The sequence below is a fragment of the Metabacillus sp. KH_069 genome (assembly GCF_057838075.1).
Genome location: NZ_CM174460.1, coordinates 1,339,830 through 1,355,028, shown reverse-complemented (window position 1 = coordinate 1,355,028; position 15,199 = coordinate 1,339,830). Strand labels below are relative to the sequence as shown.

Annotated in this window: 20 protein-coding genes; 7 read left to right on the top strand and 13 right to left on the bottom strand. The window is 40.8% G+C overall.

Features of this window, described 5'->3' with window-relative positions; translation table 11 throughout:
- Positions 1 to 362: 362 nt before the first annotated feature.
- Positions 363 to 524 (bottom strand): hypothetical protein, encoded by a 162-nt coding sequence (locus AC3ISE_RS06740; RefSeq protein ID WP_489224414.1) that lies wholly within the window; start codon positions 522 to 524, stop codon positions 363 to 365.
- Between the two features lie 6 nt (positions 525 to 530).
- On the opposite strand from AC3ISE_RS06740, the gene AC3ISE_RS06735 reads away from it, so the two are divergent.
- Both AC3ISE_RS06735 and AC3ISE_RS06730 read left to right on the top strand, forming a co-directional pair.
- The gene (locus AC3ISE_RS06735; protein WP_489224283.1) at positions 531 to 965 is read left to right on the top strand and encodes an S-Ena type endospore appendage; all 435 of its coding nucleotides are present in this window, start codon (positions 531 to 533) and stop codon (positions 963 to 965) included.
- Between the two features lie 314 nt (positions 966 to 1,279).
- Entirely contained in the window at positions 1,280 to 2,110 is an 831-nt protein-coding gene (locus tag AC3ISE_RS06730) for an STAS domain-containing protein (RefSeq protein WP_489223572.1), read from the top strand.
- Between the two features lie 169 nt (positions 2,111 to 2,279).
- Here the strand turns inward: AC3ISE_RS06730 and AC3ISE_RS06725 are convergent, their stop codons facing one another.
- From AC3ISE_RS06725 to AC3ISE_RS06715, 3 genes are read right to left on the bottom strand one after another with little or no spacing between them, the layout of a single operon-like run.
- On the bottom strand, positions 2,280 to 3,320 hold the full coding sequence (locus AC3ISE_RS06725; protein WP_489223571.1) for an alpha/beta fold hydrolase: 1,041 nt from the start codon (positions 3,318 to 3,320) through the stop codon (positions 2,280 to 2,282).
- The gene (locus AC3ISE_RS06720) at positions 3,310 to 3,894 is read right to left on the bottom strand and encodes a hypothetical protein (RefSeq protein ID WP_489223570.1); all 585 of its coding nucleotides are present in this window, start codon (positions 3,892 to 3,894) and stop codon (positions 3,310 to 3,312) included. Before AC3ISE_RS06720 ends, AC3ISE_RS06725 begins: the two co-directional genes overlap by 11 nt.
- A gap of 32 nt (positions 3,895 to 3,926) precedes the next feature.
- Positions 3,927 to 4,703: an SDR family oxidoreductase gene (locus AC3ISE_RS06715; RefSeq protein ID WP_489223569.1), complete on the bottom strand. Its 777-nt coding sequence runs from the start codon at positions 4,701 to 4,703 to the stop codon at positions 3,927 to 3,929.
- Between the two features lie 232 nt (positions 4,704 to 4,935).
- Here AC3ISE_RS06715 and AC3ISE_RS06710 point away from each other — a divergent pair, with 232 nt between their 5' ends.
- Positions 4,936 to 5,985, top strand: a complete 1,050-nt coding sequence (locus AC3ISE_RS06710; protein WP_489223568.1) for a lactonase family protein — start codon at positions 4,936 to 4,938, stop codon at positions 5,983 to 5,985.
- 45 nt (positions 5,986 to 6,030) lie between these two features.
- Here AC3ISE_RS06710 and AC3ISE_RS06705 read toward each other — a convergent pair whose 3' ends face one another.
- Positions 6,031 to 6,255: a hypothetical protein gene (locus AC3ISE_RS06705; protein WP_489223567.1), complete on the bottom strand. Its 225-nt coding sequence runs from the start codon at positions 6,253 to 6,255 to the stop codon at positions 6,031 to 6,033.
- Positions 6,256 to 6,395: 140 nt separating this feature from the next.
- Positions 6,396 to 6,743: an ArsR/SmtB family transcription factor gene (locus AC3ISE_RS06700; RefSeq protein WP_489223566.1), complete on the bottom strand. Its 348-nt coding sequence runs from the start codon at positions 6,741 to 6,743 to the stop codon at positions 6,396 to 6,398.
- 147 nt (positions 6,744 to 6,890) lie between these two features.
- On the opposite strand from AC3ISE_RS06700, the gene AC3ISE_RS06695 reads away from it, so the two are divergent.
- Positions 6,891 to 7,103: a hypothetical protein gene (locus tag AC3ISE_RS06695; protein WP_489223565.1), complete on the top strand. Its 213-nt coding sequence runs from the start codon at positions 6,891 to 6,893 to the stop codon at positions 7,101 to 7,103.
- 27 nt (positions 7,104 to 7,130) lie between these two features.
- Here the strand turns inward: AC3ISE_RS06695 and AC3ISE_RS06690 are convergent, their stop codons facing one another.
- Together AC3ISE_RS06690 and AC3ISE_RS06685 are read right to left on the bottom strand one after the other, a co-directional pair.
- Complete coding sequence (locus tag AC3ISE_RS06690) at positions 7,131 to 7,754, bottom strand: peptidylprolyl isomerase (protein ID WP_489223564.1); 624 nt, start codon at positions 7,752 to 7,754, stop codon at positions 7,131 to 7,133.
- Positions 7,751 to 8,755 (bottom strand): LLM class flavin-dependent oxidoreductase, encoded by a 1,005-nt coding sequence (locus tag AC3ISE_RS06685; RefSeq protein WP_489223563.1) that lies wholly within the window; start codon positions 8,753 to 8,755, stop codon positions 7,751 to 7,753. The genes AC3ISE_RS06690 and AC3ISE_RS06685 overlap by 4 nt, the downstream gene beginning before the upstream one ends.
- A 210-nt stretch (positions 8,756 to 8,965) precedes the next feature.
- On the opposite strand from AC3ISE_RS06685, the gene AC3ISE_RS06680 reads away from it, so the two are divergent.
- Positions 8,966 to 9,373, top strand: a complete 408-nt coding sequence (locus tag AC3ISE_RS06680) for a hypothetical protein (RefSeq protein WP_489223562.1) — start codon at positions 8,966 to 8,968, stop codon at positions 9,371 to 9,373.
- Between the two features lie 31 nt (positions 9,374 to 9,404).
- Here the strand turns inward: AC3ISE_RS06680 and AC3ISE_RS06675 are convergent, their stop codons facing one another.
- From AC3ISE_RS06675 to AC3ISE_RS06660, 4 genes are all read right to left on the bottom strand, one after another.
- The gene (locus AC3ISE_RS06675; protein ID WP_489223561.1) at positions 9,405 to 9,974 is read right to left on the bottom strand and encodes an MEDS domain-containing protein; all 570 of its coding nucleotides are present in this window, start codon (positions 9,972 to 9,974) and stop codon (positions 9,405 to 9,407) included.
- Between the two features lie 95 nt (positions 9,975 to 10,069).
- The gene (locus AC3ISE_RS06670) at positions 10,070 to 10,900 is read right to left on the bottom strand and encodes an STAS domain-containing protein (protein ID WP_489223560.1); all 831 of its coding nucleotides are present in this window, start codon (positions 10,898 to 10,900) and stop codon (positions 10,070 to 10,072) included.
- A gap of 98 nt (positions 10,901 to 10,998) precedes the next feature.
- Positions 10,999 to 11,955, bottom strand: a complete 957-nt coding sequence (locus AC3ISE_RS06665) for an ABC transporter permease (RefSeq protein WP_489223559.1) — start codon at positions 11,953 to 11,955, stop codon at positions 10,999 to 11,001.
- Positions 11,952 to 12,893 carry an ABC transporter ATP-binding protein gene (locus tag AC3ISE_RS06660; protein ID WP_489223558.1) on the bottom strand — a complete coding sequence of 314 codons (942 nt, stop codon included), beginning with the start codon at positions 12,891 to 12,893 and terminating at the stop codon, positions 11,952 to 11,954. The genes AC3ISE_RS06665 and AC3ISE_RS06660 overlap by 4 nt, the downstream gene beginning before the upstream one ends.
- 223 nt (positions 12,894 to 13,116) lie before the next feature.
- Between AC3ISE_RS06660 and AC3ISE_RS06655 the strand changes: the two genes are divergently transcribed.
- Positions 13,117 to 13,629, top strand: a complete 513-nt coding sequence (locus tag AC3ISE_RS06655) for an RNA polymerase sigma factor (protein ID WP_224771381.1) — start codon at positions 13,117 to 13,119, stop codon at positions 13,627 to 13,629.
- On the top strand, positions 13,630 to 14,544 hold the full coding sequence (locus tag AC3ISE_RS06650) for an anti-sigma factor family protein (RefSeq protein ID WP_489223557.1): 915 nt from the start codon (positions 13,630 to 13,632) through the stop codon (positions 14,542 to 14,544).
- A 122-nt stretch (positions 14,545 to 14,666) separates the two neighbouring features.
- Here AC3ISE_RS06650 and AC3ISE_RS06645 read toward each other — a convergent pair whose 3' ends face one another.
- Entirely contained in the window at positions 14,667 to 15,065 is a 399-nt protein-coding gene (locus AC3ISE_RS06645) for a peptidoglycan-binding domain-containing protein (RefSeq protein WP_070876841.1), read from the bottom strand.
- Between the last annotated feature and the right edge of the window lie 134 nt (positions 15,066 to 15,199).

Genomic DNA, 15,199 nt, shown 5'->3' with positions numbered 1-15,199 from the left:
AATAACAGCAAATACAACTCATCAGGTAAAAATCCATTTATCTTGTCTTAATCTAAGTGAATCTCTGTCTAAAAACGAGACAGAGATTCACTTTTTTGATGTGTAAATCAAAAAAAATTCCCTTATGCTGGCGGATTATAGAACACACCTTTCATGGCATGAACCATATTTTTCATACATCATCAATGCTTTAAACCAATATAAATACCCAAAAATGGGCGTTTGCACTGATGCCAAGAATCCCATTTTACATATGTTAGTAGTATCTTTACCGAGGGTACAGGGGAGGAAGCTTTATTATGTTTATAGATAAGCCGTGTGGATGTAAGGGCTTCAAACGATGTAATCGCTGTGAAAGTACTTCAAACAGCCCGATCATACACATTAACGAATGTGAGAATCATAAAAAGCGCAAATGCAAAGACGACAATCATTGCGATAAAGACAGATGCAAATGCAATCATTGTGATATAGACAAATGTGAATGCGACCATTGTGAAATAGTCAAATGCGAATGCAATCATTGTGATATGGATAAATGCAAAGATGAAATTATACTCTGTGTAGAAGAAACTAAAGGCTTTGATTTCTGTCGCAAAAAAGAAGAATTAAGGCTCTTTAAGCATTGTGGACCCATTTCCCAGCCATGTGATGCTGAATTTTATAACCATTTTACGAGCAGGGCCAATCTTGAATTTAGCGGCTTGATTGTGGTTAAGAACACAGGGAATCCCGCTTGCGGCTGTTCCATGCAAGTTCGTGTCACAGATAGATCCGGTACTGAAGTTGTCGCGACAGTCAGTCCCGGAGCATCCGTCCCAATCTTTGTCGAATGTTTACTCTCACTTGATATAGCATGTTTACCAAGTGAAGCAGAATTGCCTTTACCAGCAACATGCAGAGGTGAAGTCATTTTTGACCTGGAATACTGTACAACAAACTGTGTTTCAAAACATCATTATTAAATATAGGACGTTTCTTTTTTAGTTATTTTAAAGAAGAAAAAAACCGCACGAGTGAGTTTTTATCGTGCGGTTAACTATATACAATTAACTGGACTGTGTGGGAATCAAACCTGCCTTGGCACTCAGTTCTCAAGCATTTTTGAAGACCGTACATGCTATCAGTGCCGCAAGCTGTGTTGTTCAGCCAACCATCGCATTTGAAAATAATTGTTTTGTTCTTTATATTTTTTAATCAACCCCTCCCTCACTGTCTATTCCTCCAAAAATCTTATATACTTAACCTATCTGAGTTTCAAAAGGGGAATGGATTCCGAATGAAGGAAGAGCTGCATTATATCGGCCATAAAATACAGGAAAACGCTAGGCAAATCACACTGAATATACCAAATGTTCAAGACACACAACACACACAGCAGCTAGATAAATCCGGATTCCCATTAAGAGAACGTATTGCCTATCGGGATGAACTGATTGGATATTTAGGACAGGCTTTATGCGGAGAATCTGTAAGTGAGCAAGTGGAAAATTGGAGCATCAAAATTTCTAAGCGGGCGATTCATTTTAATGTACCGTTAAGCCAATGTCTGCGTGCAATTGCCGCTTACCGTACAGCATTATGGGATACTCTCACTGAAGAGCTCCATAAAAATAATTTTTCAGCCATCACAATGCTCGATGTGTCAAAAATCATTGACCCCCTAATTGATAAAGCATCCAGTGTCACAGGCAGTGTTTATGAGAATCACAGCAATGAATTAATGGAAATTGCTTATTCAGCGCTTGAAGAATTATCTGTTCCAGTTGTTCCGATTGCAGACGGCATCGCCGTAATCCCCCTTGTTGGCGCAGTCGATACGCGCCGCGCTTCTTTAATTATGGAGATTGCTCTTCATGAAGGAGCCCGTCTGAATGTAGAGCATATGATTCTGGATGTATCCGGAGTTCCAATCATCGATACAATGGTCGCTGATCAAATTTTCAAAATTGTTAACGCTCTGAAGCTGAGCGGCATTGATACCGTTCTGACAGGCATTCGCCCTGAGATTGCCCAGACGATTATGAGCCTTGGATTAGATTTTAATGCAGTAACTACGAAGTTTAATATGAAACAGGCTTTGCATGATTTCGGTTTTCGAAAACATTAAAAATGTAAAAAGAGAATGCCGTATGCACTCTCTCCTAACAAGTTAACTTTCTGTTGATAAGGTTGAAAAAAAACGGAAATAGACAATGCCTGCAAAACCTAAATACTCAATCACAGGTGAAAGTTCATATTGCATGGGTTCATCATAAAAATACATGCTCATCCTCCATTCATAAACTTGGATTTGATCGCTTCGGCAGCCAGTCTGCGAGAAGTTCCGGCAGCTGTCCATCTTTTACAGTTAGAGGAACATGACCGTTCTGAATCAGACGGAATTCTTTATCTTCGCTTGAGATCAGCTTCATGATCGGTTCGCTTTGTTCTTTTGGTACCAAGCGGTCAAAAGCGGACGCAATGACCAGGACATTGGCTTTTATGTTTTTCAGGTCTGCTTTTTGACCATTTATTTTCATTTTGCCTTTTACTAACTTATTTTTTTTCACAAAATCGTGAATCAAGTCTTTTAAAAAAGCTCCTGGGATGGGAATGTAGCTTTTCGTCCATTTGTTGAAACGTCGCCACTTCATGACGTATTCCGGATCTTCGGCCTTTGCAAGAAGAGTGAGATAGGGGCTGTAATAGATTGGAGATGTGAGCAGCCGTATGCCTGCTTCAACATGGCTTGCAGGAAGGACTCCATATTGATCGATGATTTCATTCAAATCGAGATCTTTCTCTTTCAGAGCTTTTGTCCATTCATCAAATAACGGAACATGCCGAAAGTCGATTGGAGTTGAAAATAGGATTAAGTTGCGGATTGATTCTCCTGCGAGAGAAGCATAGATTGCAGCAAGTGTTCCCCCAAGACAGTAGCCAATTAGAGATAAGTCCGCTGCACCTGAATGGCAAAGAGCAAACTCCGCTGCCTCTTTTATATAAAGCAGAATGTAATCAGCAATTGAAAAATCTTTATCTTCATAATCAGGGATTCCAAAATCAAGCAAATAGACATCAAAACCATTATTGATAAATGATTCGATTGCACTGATGCCTGGCTGTAAATCAAGGATAAACGGCTCATTTACGGGAGAATAAACCATGAAAAGAGGCGTGCTGTATTTCCGTACAGACGGCTTATAACGCCACAGCGTCGCTTTATTTTTTTTCCAGACTGCTTCTTTTTCAGTAAATCCAGTCTGGATATCATCATCATTAAAAACACTCGTAAAATTCTTCCACCGCTCCAGTTCAATATCCTTTTCAGGTTCCATGGATGATGGTTCCTCTCTTCTTTTTTTCTCTTTTTTCTCCGCGGGTAATGATAAGATCTGAAGTTTTTTCTTCTGAATTTGCAGTTTGCATTCCCAATGTCTGCTCGGACTTTCGCTCATTCAGGGATTCTTCAAAACGTTCACGGTACTCTTCAAACAATTCTTCGATCATGTTCTTTGCTTGATGCTTCTTTACTTTTTTCATCTCTTTCATCAAACACTTAAGTGAATCCTCCAGGCTTTCTATTTTATCTTCAATCTTCCCGATAGCCTTGCAAGGACTTCGCTTCAATTCATGCAGCCCTGCTGTCATGCTTTCTGCTATTTCTTCGGCCTGTGTAATGAGTCCAGCAGCATATTTCATATCTTCTTTGCTTGGCAGGCTACGGGAAAGATCCATTATTTTTTCCGCCATTCCGCTTGCAGACTTCACTTTCAGAGCTCCTGATTTTAAGAGAACTTCTGCTGCCTGAACGATGCCCTTTTGATTTAATCCTGCCTGAATCATTCCGTTTAGCAGCTGCTCGAGTTCTCCTCCCTTTTCTTTTAAAAGATCATAAAAACGTTGATCCATTTTCTTTTACTCCTCTTCTTAAATGAATTTGATTATACTAATGCCGTAATGCCTCCATCGACAACCAATACCTGGCCAATTACATAATCAGAAGCTTTTCCTGATAAAAACAAAATGGCCCCATCAAGATCCTGGTCATTGCCGAACCTTCTTGCAGGAACTCCCTTTAAAATCATCGCATTTTCCTTTTCAAGGACACTGCGGGACATTTTTGTTGGAAAAAACCCTGGTGCAATGGCGTTCACTTGAATATTATGTCTTGCAAGCTTTACCGCGAGATCTTTTGTAAAGGTCATGACTGCCCCTTTGCTCGTGCTGTATGCGATTGTATCCATCAGCTCCGGCTGTGTTCCTCCCATTCCCGTTACAGAAGCAATATTGATGATTTTCCCTCCGCCTTGGCTGATCATGACTTTTGCCGCAGCCTGGCTGAATAAAAACGATCCTCTCACATTTACATTCATGACTTTGTCCCATTTATCCGCTGGATGATCAAGCGCAGGGGCCATCCATGAGGTTCCGCTGTTGTTAACCAGTATATCGATTGAGCCAAACTGTCTGAGCGTTTCGGCAACGACTCTCTCAATGTCCTCTTGCTTTGACACATCGCACTGTAAGGCTAACGATTTGACCCCTTTTGCCTGCAGCTGCTCACTTACCTCTTCACATGCCTTCAGATCCCTTGAACAAACCACAACATTTGCTCCTGCTTCTGCAAGCGTCATAGCCATTCTGGCACCAAGACCTTTTCCCCCGCCTGTTACAATGGCCGTTTTATTTTTCAAGCTGAACAGTTCGTTGATATTCAAAATTATCCTCCTCTTTTATGATTTGATTAATTCTTTGATACTTAATAATATAGTGAGAATCTTGTAAAATGGTGTCGAATTTGATGGAATAGCCTCAGCATATTTTTCAGTAAAAGGGGTTTCTGTTTTCAAGACGGAAGGGTATGGATGAATAACGGACCTTTCAGATGAGAGTTCACGCGCTTCATGTGCTAAAATAAAGTCATACCTATGAATATGAGGAGGAAAAAAGATGAAGTACACTGGCTATATCGGTACATACACAAAAGGTGACAGCAAAGGAATTTACTCGTTCACTCTTGATACGGACGAGAAAAAACTGGGGGAAGTCAGCGTTGCTGCTGCCATTGGAAGCCCTACATATTTAAATCTAAGCAAGGACAACCGCTTTGTTTATGCCGTTGCCAATGAAGGCGAGGCAGGAGGCGTAGTTGCTTACTCAAGAAACACGGAAACAGGTGAATTGAAAGAATTGAACCGTCAGCTTCTTCAAGGCGCATCACCTTGTCATGTCAGTGTAAATGACGAGAATCAGTTTGTCGTAGCAGCGAATTATCACAATGGAACCATTCAATCTTATGAAATGAACGCTGATAGTGAAACTCTTTATCCTTCGCTCTCAATCAAAAAGCATGAAGGAGACGGCCCTAACAAAGAAAGACAGGATGGACCTCATGCCCATTATGCAGGCTTTACTCCTGATCAGAAATACGTGGCCGCCATCGACTTAGGAACAGATAAACTGTACACATACGAATTAAACAAAGGCGAATTAAACGAAATACACAGCCTTCATTTAACGGCAGGTAGCGGTCCAAGACATATGACGTTCCATCCGAACGGCAAAATCGCTTATCTCATGACGGAGCTGAGCAATGAAGTTGTTGTCCTTGCTTACAACGGAGAAGATGGCAGTTTTAAAGAATTACAGTACATTTCAACCATTCCGGATGATTTTACTGAAAATAACCAGGGCAGTGCCATCCATATCTCTTCTGATGGAAGATTCGTTTATGCAGCCAACCGCGGCCATGACAGCATTGCCATCTTCAGCACAAACAGCGATACTGGCGAGCTGACATTTGTTGATCGCACTTCAACAGAAGGCAACTGGCCCCGTGATTTTGCCCTTGATCCGACAGAGAAATTCTTAATTGCTTCAAATCAGGAAAGCAGCAGCCTTATTTTATTTGAAAGAAACCCAGAAACAGGCACGCTTACACTGCTTCAATCAGATGTAACCGTTCCGGATCCGGTTTGTGTGAAATTTTTAAATCAATAAATGAAAAACCCACTCTTTTTGCAAGTGCAAATGAGTGGGTTTTCTTTATTCTACTTGTTTAAGCATGTCCTCAATGTTCGATAAACGCCTATTCAATTCCTGATTTGCTTTTAGCTGCTCTTTTTGAAAAGTAATCTGCTCCCGATCTAATTTGATTCTTTCTTCAGCTCGTGCTTCCATTCTCCTAAACAAGCGGATGATCACGAATAATGGAACAGCCACTAATAAAAGCATGATGATAATTGGTCCTAAAGAAGTTAAGATATCCACTTCTGCTCCCCCCATTCCTTCTTATAACATGTGTTCTCATAGATTGTTTTTTTGTTGTCGCTGCATATTCGATTTTGGCGCACGATCTTTGGTATCGAAGTGCGTATCCGTGCTGCATAAAAGGTTTTGACGCACAACCTTCAGGGTTTCTCAGGGTGGGACAGGGACTCCTTCTTCTTCTTAATGGTCAAACTTTCAGCCACACTGGCAATCAGAGATTCATCGATTGGAAGATTGAATGGGATTAGCTCAAAATATTTCATTGCTTTCCCGCCTTCCGAGATTTCATGCTGGCCCTTAATTAATTCAGCATCTTCAAGTTTTTGAAGGTGCAAATATAGCAGCGCCCGGCTGATTCCGAGCTCTCTTGCAAGCTGGCTGACGTATTGTCTCTCTTTATAAAGGACAGCCAAAATTTTTAAGCGGTATGGATTTGAAAGAGCCTCTAAAATCTTTAATAGTTGGTCACCATTTAATTGATGTTTCATATGTAATAATTATATGACAGGTGTAAAATCAAGACAACATATTTTTGGAATATTTTTATATTTTTTCTATTATTATGAAATTACAAGTAGGATTCCATACATTTCAAAAGGAATAGTATTCTAGATAAACAATACGGAGGTGCTTCAATGGAAACCATCTTTCTCGCTGTCATTCTTGGTGTCATCGCTTTTTCTCTCTACAAAATCATCAGGAAAAACCGCAAGCTGCCTAGTAATCAATATACTCCTGTCAACGACATCGACAATGGACTTGTCCGCCATTATTCGAACGAAATTTCAATGAGCGAGACCAAGCATGAAGCTCCTTATGAAGAAAAAAATCATAAAAAGTCAAAATAAAAAGCAGCGGACCCCCGCTGCTTTCCTCTACTCCACCTTTTCAGGCTCCCCGTACTCCTCGCCGAATGTATCGACGGTTACGGTTTTCATTTTTTGATCTTCTACTGGCTTTTCACCATTCGTTTCTGCGCCTACGATCTCATCTACTACATCCATGCCTTCTGTTACTTTTCCAAAAGCGGCATATTCGCCGTCTAGGCTTGGGTAGTCAGCAACCATGATGAAAAATTGGGATCCGGCACTATCCGGTGCCTGCGAACGTGCCATTGAAATGACTCCCCGTTCATGCTTCAGCGGATTCTCAAATCCGTTTGAACTGAATTCCCCTTTAATGCCGTAGTCAGGACCCCCTGTTCCAGTTCCTTCAGGATCGCCGCCCTGAATCATGAATTCAGGAATGACGCGGTGGAAAATCAGACCATCATAAAATTTATCGTTGATCAGCGAAACGAAGTTCGCCACTGTGTTAGGGGCAATCTCCGGATACAGCTCAACTTTGATTTGCTTATCGTTTTCCATTGTAATTGTGACAATTGGATTCTTTTCAACCTTCTTAGCCGGATTTTCAGAACTTTGATCCTCTGCTTCATTGCCGCAAGCTGCCATTAATAACAAAAGCAGTGTCATTAGTACAAAACCAAATTTCTTCATTTCATCATCTCTCCCATTTCATCTGCGATTAATTTGTAAGATTTGAGGCGATCCTCATAGCTGTGTGTAATTGTGACAATCATCAGCTCATCCGCACCGTATTTTCTTTCGATTTCCATAAGCTGCTTTTTGACTTCAGATGGATTTCCAATCACCATCTTCGCCTCCGCTGCCTCAATCATTTCCCGTTCCTCAGGACTGTACTTGTAAGCCTTAGCCTCATCTATAGATGGAATTCCGCCAGTTATTCCCTGGAGCTGCTGTATTCTCCACAGATGTGCGCTGCTTGCCATTTCTTTTGCTTTTTCTGTCGTTTCTGCACAAACGGCATTTACAGTCAGAATGGATCTCGGCTGCTTCAGTTCATATTTTGGCTGAAACGAATCCTTGTATCCTTTCAGCATTTCCGCCACGTCCTTATCACTCATAAACTGGCCGAACGCGTAAGCGATCCCCGTTTGAGCAGCAAGCTTTCCGCTTTTTTCACTTGTGCCGAGAAGCCAGACTTCAGGGGATACGGAAGGCATCGGAGAAGCCTTAATTTTTGAGAACATATTCTCATCTGGAAAATCGTTATGTAAAAAGCGAAGCAGTTCTTTCAATTTTTGCGGCATTGTCCGCACGTTTTCAAGGAAATTATCGGACAAAGCCATTGTTGCTTCAGCTGATCCCCCTGGAGCCCTTCCAATTCCAAGATCAATTCTTCCCGGAAATAGAGTGGCAAGCAAATGAAACGTTTCAGCCACTTTGTATGGCTTATAATGCGGCAGCAAAATCGCACCAGCCCCGATTCGGATCGTATGTGTTCCGGCACCAATATAGCCGAGCATCACTTCCGGTGCAGGACACGCAAGTCCCGGCATATCATGATGCTCGGCGATCCAGTATCGGGTGTAGCCTGTTTTTTCAGCCAGCTGCGCAAGCTTCAAAGATTCCTGCAGCGCGGCTTGCGGGGAAGCAGACTGCGCAATTGGTGCCTGATCTAAAATACTCAGCTTCAAACCTTCCCCTTCTTTCTGGATTTTGATGCTTCTATTATACACGTATGATTGCCTAAAAATGAAGTGTTCTCGCTTTTGTATGAAGCTTACACACTTCTTTTTTACGGGTCTGCTTTTTCTGCTTATCCGCAAGTGGCATAAATTGCCTCTTTCCCTAAAAAGAATGGTTCATGTCCAATTTGCAAAAGCTAATGGGCAGAGGTGATAAGCATGACACATGTTACTCTTTTATTTTTATTCTTATTCTTTTTATGGCTGCCCTTATTGATTGTCCTCTTCTATCTTCATATTCATGCTGATCCAGAGATCTTTCAGAATCAGGGTCAAAAGTGTGACAGCAAGATGCAGCGCAGACTTTATGATACCCTCCGCAACAATGGCTATTATGTACGGGTTAAAGAAAAGTGCGGACCCTATACACTGGATTTAGTACTCCCCTATTATCGAATTGCCCTCCGCTGCTCCCGTGATTCCGACAAAATTGAGGACCTAAAAAAAAGGAAATACCTCAATAAACAAGGCTGGCGCGTCATACCTGTCAAAGAAAAAGAGCTGAACGGCAAAGTAACCACGATTTTAGCTAAGATTGAAATGGCTGCTTTTCAATACAAAAAATAAGAGCGGAGATTTTCTCACCGCTCTTACTTTTTTATTTCAATTCTGCTTTTGAAAGATTCAAAATATCATCATCCGTCATGAAAAAATCATGATTATTCATTAAGTTTTCTTTCAATTCTTCAGGAACTCTTTCAGCATCATAGGCGCAAACAGAAATAATCCCCATTTCAGAAACCGCTTTGTTTGCATTCATTTCGTAATCGCCAATCGTCTTTATCACATCATTGACTTTTCCCCATTCTACATGAGCCCAAGTCCGAATAGAATCATTAGCCTGTAGATAAGGATTAATAATAGAAGTAAAGTAATCGGTGATTTTTATTGAATTAAACTCACCATTCAAACTATAAAAATCAAAATTGTTTATGAAGTGAACTTTAGCAAACTGTTCTTTAGACAAAAGCTGTTTGGTTTTGCTGACAATGGCAGGTGACAATCTTTCATTTTCTATGACAAAAACGCGATCTCCCTGTTCCACCCCAGACACAATATAAGCAACAATATTTTCAAGATATCGTTCTTGATTATGAATGTAATACAGGATATGTCCGCCTGCTTCTTGCATTAAATCTTTTGTGAACTGATCTATTTTTTGTTTCACGTACATTTCCCCTTAATGGGCTCTTAACATTTTATCTTGAGAAACAAAGATCCCCCTAGACTGTTCGCAGACATTTTCAATTTATGTCCTAAAGCCTATTTAGCTGCAAGTGCCTGAGATAGTGTCGATTTTATGGAAATATTATCAAACGTCAGTCCAAGCTGCATCGATGTTAACGCAATTTCAGGACGAATGCCGGACAATGTTGTTTTTATGCCGATCAGGTTCAGAGCATCAATCAATTGGAAAATTTGATGTGCCACCATCGTATCAATCATCACGACACCAGATAAATCGATATACAAATGAGACACTCTTTTTTCAGAACATTGCTTTAACGTATTTTCAAGAACCATTTTAGCGCGAGCTGTGTCAATATCTCCAACGAGCGGAAGCAAGGCTGTGTCATCTTGAAGTTTGATAACTGGTGAGCTGAGCTCATAAATCATTTCCTGCTGAGCTCTTAATTGCCTGTCCGATGTTTTTTGAGTTTCTTCAACAAAGTGATAAATTACCCTGTCATGTGCTCTCACGATTAAATCTTTCCAGGCATTAAACTGCTCCTGAGAATAGTCCCCAGGATGAAGACGCGCAAATGTAGTGACTTCATCTAAATACTGACTGCGCGTTCTCATAAATTCTTTGATAATAAACTGAATCGGTGTACTTAAATGCTCGCCGTCTTTAGCGATTTTCTTGATCCATTCTTCAAACAGGTCCATAAATTCCTTTTCTTCCTCAGCAAAAACCTGAATAAATCTTTGATGAAATTCCTGGTTTTGCTCCTTCAAAGCTTTAATCACTTCAGGGTCATTTGAGGTGTACACGCCGCCTGTTTTGGATTTATCCAGAGAGTCATACCATTCTTCCGTTAAATGATGTGCCCGCTGCTGCAAATAGTTATAGAATTTCTTATTTCTGTGCACGATATTTCTCCTCCTGATTTCTCCACTCTTATCTGTCCTCTATTTTACTCCATAAACCAAAAAAGAACCAAATGAATTGATTCTTTTTTGGTGGAAAATTATATGCTGATATCTCTTTTCTGGAAATACAAGAACGTTATTGTCATAAAGACCGCATAATAAATGGCCAAAATAAGCAATGAGATTGGCAGCGTAATGGTTTCAAGGATTTTATCCTGGTAGGCATACACTGTCAGATCCATGTGCGGAAAAATTAAAAATTTCGTCCATGTGTATTTTTCTGCCAAGAAAAGAATGACTCCTCCGATTGTCGAGGAGAAAAAGAGAACAAAAATCCCGATGCCGACTGCAAGTGCCTGACTCTTAAATAAAGTCGACAACATGAAAGCAATCGCTGTTACGATGAATAGACTCGGCAGGAAATAAAGCAGTTTCAGCACAGCCTGATCGCCTACAGCCACGATGTTTTCAGGGTTCATTTGACCTTCCATCGACATTTCAAACATTCTTTCACCAAAATCTCCTGCACCAAACATGATCAGACCTGCTAAATACCCGGCAGTAAGCAGCACAAGCAAAAGAAGAAGCGAGTAAAGCGTCGCTGTGATGTATTTAGAAAGCAATACCTTCCATCTTCTATGCGGTCTGATCAGCAGCTGTTTGATGGTGCCGTCCGAGAATTCAGACGCCACATTTGCACTGCACACAATAACCGCAAACAATGTAACGACAGACGTCATCATAAAGACAACGTTATTTAGAAAATGCCAGGTGCTTTTGGCATTAGGATTAATATCCTCCTGCAAATACAGCTGCTTTTCCCCAATTTGCATTTGCTGCCATTCCTGTTCCTCTTCCGGCAGTTCTTTCATATCCTGCTGCAGCTGCGTGATTTCTGCCTGAACATCCTGGCGCCAGTTATCGCTCGGTTTCTCTGAAAACTTATAATCGATAAAAGCAGCTCCGGACACGAGGACTGCAAGTAAAATAAGATATATCCAGCTGGACAGCTTCGAAAAGATTTTCATCCATTCATTTTGTATGAGTCCAATCATAGCATTTGCTCCTTTTTCTCTTTGTTCGTCAGCTCTAAAAAGCGGTCTTCTAGTGTTGCTTTACGGCTTGCAATTCCGTATACGCCGACTCCGTTTGAAACGAGCAGCTGATTGATGGCCATCGTTTTTTCCTTGTCCAAATGAAGTTTAAGCTGGTCGCCTTTTGCTTCCATCACACCTTCATATAAACCTTTTTCTTTAATAAGAATAGCCGCCTGAGAGCTGTCACTTACATCAAAAACAACCTCGCGTGTCATTTCCTGACTTTCTTCCATTGAATCATGCATGGATGAGATGTGAATCAATTTTCCTTTTTCAATAATGGCAAACCTGTCGCACATCAGCTGCATTTCTGACAGCAGATGGGATGAGACCAGCACGGAGATCCCTTCGTTTGCGAGTTTGCGCAAATAATCTCTGAACTCTCTGATTCCCTGGGGATCGAGACCGTTTGTCGGCTCGTCAAAAATCAACACAGACGGATTATGCAATAAAGACTGTGCAACTCCGAGCCGCTGGCGCATGCCAAGCGAATACGTTTTCACCTTTTGCTGCATCGCGTTCTGAAGTCCTACAAGTTCAATGACTTCGTTTCTCCGTTCTTCTGAAATATCTTTTACAGCCATCCGTTCATAATGAAGGATGTTTTTTAATCCGCTCATATATTTGTAAAACTCCGGATTCTCTACGATTGCCCCAACCTCACTCATTGCTTCCTTGAAGGAATCATCGAGATTATGGCCATTAATGATCACCTTCCCGCCGGTGCGGTTGATCAGACTGACAATCATGCGGATAATCGTTGTTTTTCCGGCGCCATTAGGACCAAGCAGACCGAAAATTTCCCCTTTTTCAACTTGAAAGCTGACATCATCCACGATTGTTTTTTTGCCGATTTTCTTTGTCAGAGACTGCACTTCAAGTGCATACTGCGTCATGTTTTAGACCTCATTTCTTTCTGTCGATTTATGTATTCAAATGTAATACGAATAAGAAGGGAAAAAGTTTCCATTATTATAAAATAATTTCATGTGTACATGCTGTCCTTTGTTATAATGACAGAGGTTTGATTTTTTTATGAATAATTTTACATATTTTTGAAACTAATGTCATTACGCGACGTCAATTCAGTAAGGAAAAAGGGTGGGGAGATTGGAAACAGTGAATGTTGAAAAGCTGATTGAAGCACACCGTCCCCGAATGGAGAGGACCATCAGGAAGTTAATCAAGAATCCTTCTCTAGTCGATGACATCCTTCAAGATGCTTCAATAAAAATCTTTCGGTACTTTTCAGACAAAGAGAGAGAATATCCTGAAAATATCGAAGCATGGATTACCATACTTTCAAAAAATACAACCTATGATCATCTGCGGAAAATGAAACGCAATCAGGATACGGTTCAGCATGTAAGTGAAGAATACAAGCACCACATCAGCATCGACACTGAAACACCGGAACGGGCATTTCTGTCGAAAGAAATGATCGGCGAGGTTAAAGAAGTTTTTCAGACGCTTGATCAGGAAACAAAGAATATTCTCATCTTAAGAAATCAAGGCCGTTCATACGAAGAAATAGCTGCAAGCCTAAAAATTTCCCTTGCAAAAGTAAAAACAAGAGTATTTAGGGGCCGCAAGAAATTAATGGACGCTCTTAAAAGTAAGGGGGTGCTATAAATGAACTGCGTAACATGCCAGGAAAAAATTCTGATCTTTGATCAACTGTCAGAGACGGAACAGGATGCCCTGCTTGAACACATTGAAGAATGCGAGGAATGCTCAGAAGCCTTTGAACACTTTCTGCAGCTTGAAGAAGCATTGGACATCATTCTCGAAGATGAAGCCGTCGTTCTCCCGCAGCAGAATAAGCAAAAGCCAAATCCATATAAATACTTAAAACGCGCAGCACTCATTTGTGCATCCCTTTTCATCCTTTGTCTTGCCGCCTGGAATACACCGCCGGTCAAAGCAGCGATAGAAAGAGCGCTCAATGAATTAATTGGAGACAAGTTTTTAGAAATGGACAAACCGCTTGAGCATAAGGATGAAGATAAAAAGAAGAAGAAAGATACAGAACTGATTATTCGGACCGTAAAAGAAACACCGAATGGCAACAAAATGATCACATATGAATCAGGACCAAAAAATCGGAATGAATATGCAAATGGCAACTTTGAAGTCTCAGATGGAAGTGTACGAATAACCTATTTCAAAGACGAAAATATATACACATCAGAACCATTAGACGGAACCATCTCACAAATGACACAAGATATCTTTAAAGATTTAGATCCCAGCCAAATTAAGCACCTTGGGGAAACGACCTATGTCGGCCGCAAAGCTGATATGTATGAAATTACGTTTGATGATGGATGGATCGCAGAGTATTGGTTTGATAAAGAAACAAACTGGATCATTAATGAGTACAGGATAGAGAATGGGAAAAGATTGCCGAATGATGATGGACCTAAGCTAATCGAATTCAAGGTTGTTGAAGCAGAAAAAAACCACAAACTGTTTGATACTTCTCCCCCGGAAGGAGCCGAACTTGCAGAATTTGATCCGATGCGGATTTTAAAGCTGGATGAGTAAAAGCAGATAAAAAGTACGTACCGTGCTGAGGTTTTAAAATACCAAAGACTCGTCGCTTTTGACGAGTCCTTTTTTGTTTGCAGTTCGAATTCTCACTTTTAATGAATGGACAATCCGTTTTTTTAATACCTCGCAGTCGATAAACAATAATAAGTATCCTTGCCCACAATTCCGTCTGCAGAAAGGCCTTTGTCAGCTTGAAATTCCTTGACTGCCCGCTCTGTCCCGCTTCCAAAGATTCCGTCAGCAGCGCCCGGTGAGTAGCCTAGGCATGCAAGCGTTCTTTGAATGCTTGCTACATATGATGATTTGTTTCCTGAATAGCCATTTTTAGCGAGAAAGGAATCGCTGAAATCAATGACCGTGTTGCTTAAGACGACACCGCATATGGAGCCTCCAGATTGGACATATCCTTTGTCCGACGTATTAACAATCCATTGATACCCCTCTTTTTCCGTTCGTGAACTTCCTGACCATGAACTTCTTCCATTGCATGAATACGCTTTTGCAGCTAGTGACATTCTTATTTCCCCCTGATCAATCAATCATTCAGTTCTGGTGTCCGGACTGCTCTTGCTTACTTTCATATGTATGTGTCCAAATTAAAAGAACCGTACTATATGTACGATTCTCTAAACAAGAAGTTTCACTTTTA